This is a genomic window from Streptomyces panacea (assembly GCF_040560175.1).
GTDB classification, from domain to species: Bacteria; Actinomycetota; Actinomycetes; order Streptomycetales; family Streptomycetaceae; genus Streptomyces; species Streptomyces panacea.
In genome coordinates, this window is the sequence record NZ_JARJHW010000310.1 from 1 (window position 1) to 4,708 (window position 4,708).

Sequence of the window (4,708 nt, forward strand, 5' to 3'; positions counted from 1 at the left end):
TGGCAGGCGGGAGGCGTCGTCCGGGAGGCGCCATCCGGGTGCGACCACCTCGTGGGGGCTGGCGGCGCGGGTGCCTCCCCGGCTAGGTTCGCGGGCGTCTGTCATGAACACAGGGAGTGTGAATGCGCAAGGCGCTGAGATGGCTGCTGTCGCTCGTGCTGCTCGTCGGCACGCTGGGCACAGCCGGTGCGGCAACCGCCGCCGACGGGAACGCGGGATCCGCGGCCCCCGACATCAAGGACCAGATCCTCGCCATCCCGGGGATGAGCCTGATCGAGGAGAAGCCGTACCCCGGTTACCGATACTTCGTCCTCAACTACACCCAGCCGGTCGACCACGAACGACCGTCGAAGGGCACCTTCAAGCAGCGCCTCACGCTGCTGCACAAGGACACCAGCCGCCCCACCGTGTTCTTCACGAGCGGGTACGGCGTGTCCACCAACCCGAGCCGCAGTGAGCCGACACGGATCATCGACGGCAACCAGATCTCGCTCGAGTACCGCTTCTTCACGCCGTCCCGTCCCGACCCGGCCGACTGGTCGACGCTCGACTACGAGCAGGCCGCGGCCGACCAGCACCGGATCTTCGGCGCGCTGAAGAAGATCTACCCCAAGAAGTGGCTCGCCACCGGAGGCTCGAAGGGCGGCATGACCGCCACGTACTACGAGCGCTTCCACCCGCGGGACATGGACGGCGTCGTCGCCTACGTCGCGCCCAACGACGTGGTGAACAAGGAGGATTCCGCCTACGACCGCTTCTTCGAGCAGGTCGGCACCGAGGAGTGCCGCGCCAAGCTCAACGCCGTGCAGCGCGAGGCGCTGGTCAGGCGTGAGCCGCTGGAGAAGATGTACGAGACGTGGGCCACGGCGGAAGGCGCGACGTTCACCACCGTCGGCACGCTCGACAAGGCGTACGAAGCCGTGGTGCTCGACTTCGTCTGGGCCTTCTGGCAGTACAGCCTGGAAGCCGACTGCGCTGACATCCCGCCGGCCACCGCGTCGGACGAGGAGATCTACAACATCATCGACGCGATCTCCGGCTTCTCCTTCTACACCGACCAGGGCCTCGCCGGGTACACGCCGTACTACTACCAGGCGGGCACCGAACTCGGCGCGCCCACCGTCAAGTTGCCCCACCTGGGCAATCTGAGCCGCTACGGCTACCAGCCGCCGCGGAACTTCGTCCCGCGCGACATCCCCATGAAGTTCCGGCCGTGGGAGATGGCGTCCGTCGACAACTGGGTCCGCCACCACGCGAACCGGATGATGTTCGTCTACGGCGAGAACGACCCGTGGGGCGCCGAGCGCTTCCGTCCCGGCCGCGGCACGAAGGACACTCACGTGTTCACCGCGCCGGGCGCCAACCACGGCGCCAACGTCGCCGGCCTGGTGGCCGACGAGAAGGCGAAGGCCACGGCCAGGATCCTCGACTGGGCGGACGTCGCACCGGCCGCCGTGCAGCAGGACGCCGCGAAGGCGAAGCCGCTCGCCGCGTTCGACGCGAAGCTCGACAAGCGGGACCTGGAGCGGATGCCGACGCTGCGTCAGTAGCCCGTAACCCGCAGGCCCGTGAGCACGGGACCGCCACCGGCGCAAACAAGGGGGGCGCACCGGTGGCGGTGTGCTGCCCGGCCGCAGGCGGCCTGGAGAGGGGAGTCAGCGATCGTAGCCAGTGAGCACGAGGGCCGACACCGCGCTGCGGAAAGTCGACGGGAGCACATGAATAGGACGGATGGGCGACTCACGAGGTTCCCGGGAAGCGAAGATTCCGCCGATTTCATCGAAAAGATGCGGTAAGCCCAGGAACACCGCACCTGCCGTTACGTAGGGGCCCGGGGAACCGGGGGACCGGGTCCCAACCGGCCGGCAACTGGCCGCCTCCGCAGGAGGTTCCTCCGCATGAGGTGGGGGCTCGATGCCGAGGCTGCGGGCGCCGTTCTCCCTTCTGGTCCCCGTGTTCGGCGTGCCCTCGGCCGCCCCGCCGCTGGACGAGCACGTGATGCCTCTCCGCCGGTGCGCGGCGGCCCTGCTGGTGGGCGGCGCCCCGCTGACGTCCCTGGGGCGCGGGGGAGGCATCCGCACGGTCCCACCCCCCTACCCACGGCCACCGGACGGGTGGCTAACCTCCTCGCCCATGAGCGCATCTGAACCCTCCTATCTACGCGACACCCGAGCCGGGTACGACGCCATCGCCGTCGACTACGCCGAGCGCTTCGAATCCGTCCTGGAGACCGACCCGCTGGGGCGTGCGATGCTCGGCACCTTCGCCGAGTACGTACGGGCCGACGGCGCCGGTCCCGTCGTCGAGATCGGCAGCGGCCCCGGCCGGGTGACCGCCCATCTGCATGCGCTCGGCCTCGACATCTCCGGCATCGATCTGTCACCCGCGATGGTCGCGCTGGCCCGCCGGTCCTTCCCCGAGCTGCGGTTCGAGGAAGGTTCGATGACCGACCTGGACCTGCCGGACGGTGGCCTCGCCGGCGCGGTCGCCTGGTACTCGATCATTCACATCGTGCCGGAGCAACTGCCCCTCGTCTTCGCACAGTTCCACCGGGTGCTCGCCCCCGGCGGCCATCTGTTGCTCGCCTTCCAGGTCGGCGACGAGCCGCTGCACTTCGACGAGGCCTTCGGCCACCCCGTCTCCCTCGACTTCCGCAGGCTGTCCCCCGACCGCATCGCCGAGTCGCTGAACCAGGCCGGGTTCGAGGTGACCGCCCGACTCCTGCGCGAGCCCTACGGGTACGAGTTGTCGGCGGCCGTCCCCCAGGCGCACATGCTGGCCCGCAAGCCCCGGCAACCCTGACCCGGGTCTCCCGGCCCGACCTCCGTCAGTGCCCCCGGGCGAGCAGCGCCTCCAGATACTCGCGCCCGGGGATCAGCAGGTCGGGAAGGTCCGCCGCGTCCGCGTACCAGCGCTTCTCGTACTCCCAGCACAGCCACCCGTCGTCCCCGTCCCCGGCGAACAGGCCGACACTCTCGCCCAACGGCAACACCCCCGCGCCCAGCGCCAACGGCGTGGTGTCCTCCGCCGACGCGATGTCCTTCACCTGCACATAGCCGAGGTGCGGCGACAGCGACGCGTGGCTGGTGACGGGTCGTTCGCCACCGAGCCAGGTATGCATCACGTCCCAGAGCGCACCCACCTGCTTGTGGCCGACAAGACCGAGGATACGAATCGCGTCCGCCCCCGTGCGGTGGGAGTCGTGTGTCTCCAGCAGGACCCGCACCCCCGAATCCGCGGCGAGCGGCGCCGCCGCGGCCAGCCGGCGGGCGGCCGTCGCGTCGGCGGCCTCGGGGTCCTGGTCCCCGCCGCCCGGGAAGACTCGTACGTACGAGGCGCCCAGGTCGCGCGCCAGCACGATCAGTTCCTCCAGCTCCCGGCTCAACCGCTCCTCGTCACCGCCTTCGGCGGCCACCCGCACATAGCCCGCCACGGTCAGGATCTCGACCCCGCGACGCTTGAACTCGTCGACCACAGCGGCCCGTTCCCGCGCGTCGATGCCGGGGTGTACGGGCTCCTCCGGGTGAGCGCGCAACTCCACACCCTGGTAGCCGGTCCGACTCGCGAGGGCGACGACCTCGGGGATGGGAAGGCCGGGGACACCGAGGGTCGAGAAAGCGAATTTCACTTCGCGTCTCCTTTCACGAGAGAGAGCCCACGACGGACTCGTCGACGAGCGGGAGCCGCCAGTCCTGGCCGACCAGGTCCGCTCCGTAGGAACGGTGCGGTTTCTCAGCGACGAGGGTGAACCCCGACCGCACGTAGAGCTTCCGGGCGGCGGTCAGGACGTCGTTGGTCCACAGCACCACCTCCCGATACCCCGCGTCGCGGGCGAAATCCACAACCGCTTCGACCATTCGCTCACCCAGGCCGTGTCCGCGTGCCTCCGGTTCGACAAGGAGAAGCCGCAGCCGCGCGGTGTCGGGCGCCTCGTCCCGTACGCACATCACCGAGCCCACCGGCCGGCCGTCGAGCTCGGCTATCCACACCCGCTCCAGCCGCTCGTCGTGATCCGCCGCGAAGTCGGCGACGATCCTGGCGACCAGGCCCTCGAAAGTGGCATCCCATCCGTACTCCGCCGCGTACACCGCGCCGTGCCGCTGCACCATCCAGCCCAGATCGCCAGGGACCGGCTCACGCAGCACGGGCCCGTCGCGACGGGCGGACCCCCGGCGGCCTTCGGCCGCCGTCCCGTCGGCGCTCAGTATTTCCCTGGCCGTCCGCAACGCCTCCACGAGACGCGGGCGCTTGTCCGGCTCCACCCGGTCCAGCAGCGTGCCGACGGCCTCGTGCGATCGCTCGTCGAGCAGCGCGGCGGTCCCGCGCCCCTGCTGTGTCAGCGTGATCCGCTGCCGCCGGGCGTCGTGCTCCGACGGGGCGCGCTCCACCAGCCCTTCCCGCTCGAACTTGGTGAGCATTCTGCTCAAATAGCCCGCGTCCAAAGACAGTTCGGCACGGAGTTCGGCGGCGTCCGTACGTGGCGTGTGCGCGAGCTCGTACAGCAGCCGTGACTCGGTCAGTGTGTACGGCGTGTAGAGGTGTTTGCTGTAATTCAGCGCGCCGATGAGGTTGGTGTAGAAGCGGTTGAACGCGCGAATCTCCTGAATGGTCATGGTCCCCCCGACCCCTCGCTGAATCTTTTTCCTTGACTCAGTCAACGGTACGCCGGGATCGCCAAGATCGGCAAGACGCTCGATCGGGTGAACCC

Annotated in this window: 4 protein-coding genes; 2 read left to right on the forward strand and 2 right to left on the reverse strand. The window is 69.5% G+C overall.

Annotated features, from left to right (window positions below; all coding sequences use genetic code 11):
• Positions 1-122 precede the first annotated feature (122 nt).
• The gene (locus P3L51_RS35145) at positions 123-1,550 is read left to right on the forward strand and encodes a S28 family serine protease (protein WP_354609426.1); all 1,428 of its coding nucleotides are present in this window, start codon (positions 123-125) and stop codon (positions 1,548-1,550) included.
• 583 nt (positions 1,551-2,133) lie between these two features.
• The gene (locus tag P3L51_RS35150) at positions 2,134-2,802 is read left to right on the forward strand and encodes a class I SAM-dependent DNA methyltransferase (protein ID WP_354609427.1); all 669 of its coding nucleotides are present in this window, start codon (positions 2,134-2,136) and stop codon (positions 2,800-2,802) included.
• Positions 2,803-2,827: 25 nt separating this feature from the next.
• Here the strand turns inward: P3L51_RS35150 and P3L51_RS35155 are convergent, their stop codons facing one another.
• Positions 2,828-3,628, reverse strand: coding sequence for a sugar phosphate isomerase/epimerase family protein (locus tag P3L51_RS35155; protein WP_354609428.1), 801 nt, complete (start codon positions 3,626-3,628; stop codon positions 2,828-2,830).
• Between the two features lie 13 nt (positions 3,629-3,641).
• Positions 3,642-4,613: a bifunctional helix-turn-helix transcriptional regulator/GNAT family N-acetyltransferase gene (locus tag P3L51_RS35160; protein ID WP_354609429.1), complete on the reverse strand. Its 972-nt coding sequence runs from the start codon at positions 4,611-4,613 to the stop codon at positions 3,642-3,644.
• Positions 4,614-4,708 lie beyond the last annotated feature (95 nt).

Excerpts from the sequence above, each read along its gene's own strand:
- P3L51_RS35145 (WP_354609426.1), top strand. The coding sequence starts at position 123 with ATGCGCAAGGCGCTGAGATGGCTGCTGTCGCTCGTGCTGCTCGTCGGC.
- P3L51_RS35160 (WP_354609429.1), bottom strand. The coding sequence starts at position 4,613 with ATGACCATTCAGGAGATTCGCGCGTTCAACCGCTTCTACACCAACCTC.
- P3L51_RS35150 (WP_354609427.1), top strand. The coding sequence starts at position 2,134 with ATGAGCGCATCTGAACCCTCCTATCTACGCGACACCCGAGCCGGGTAC.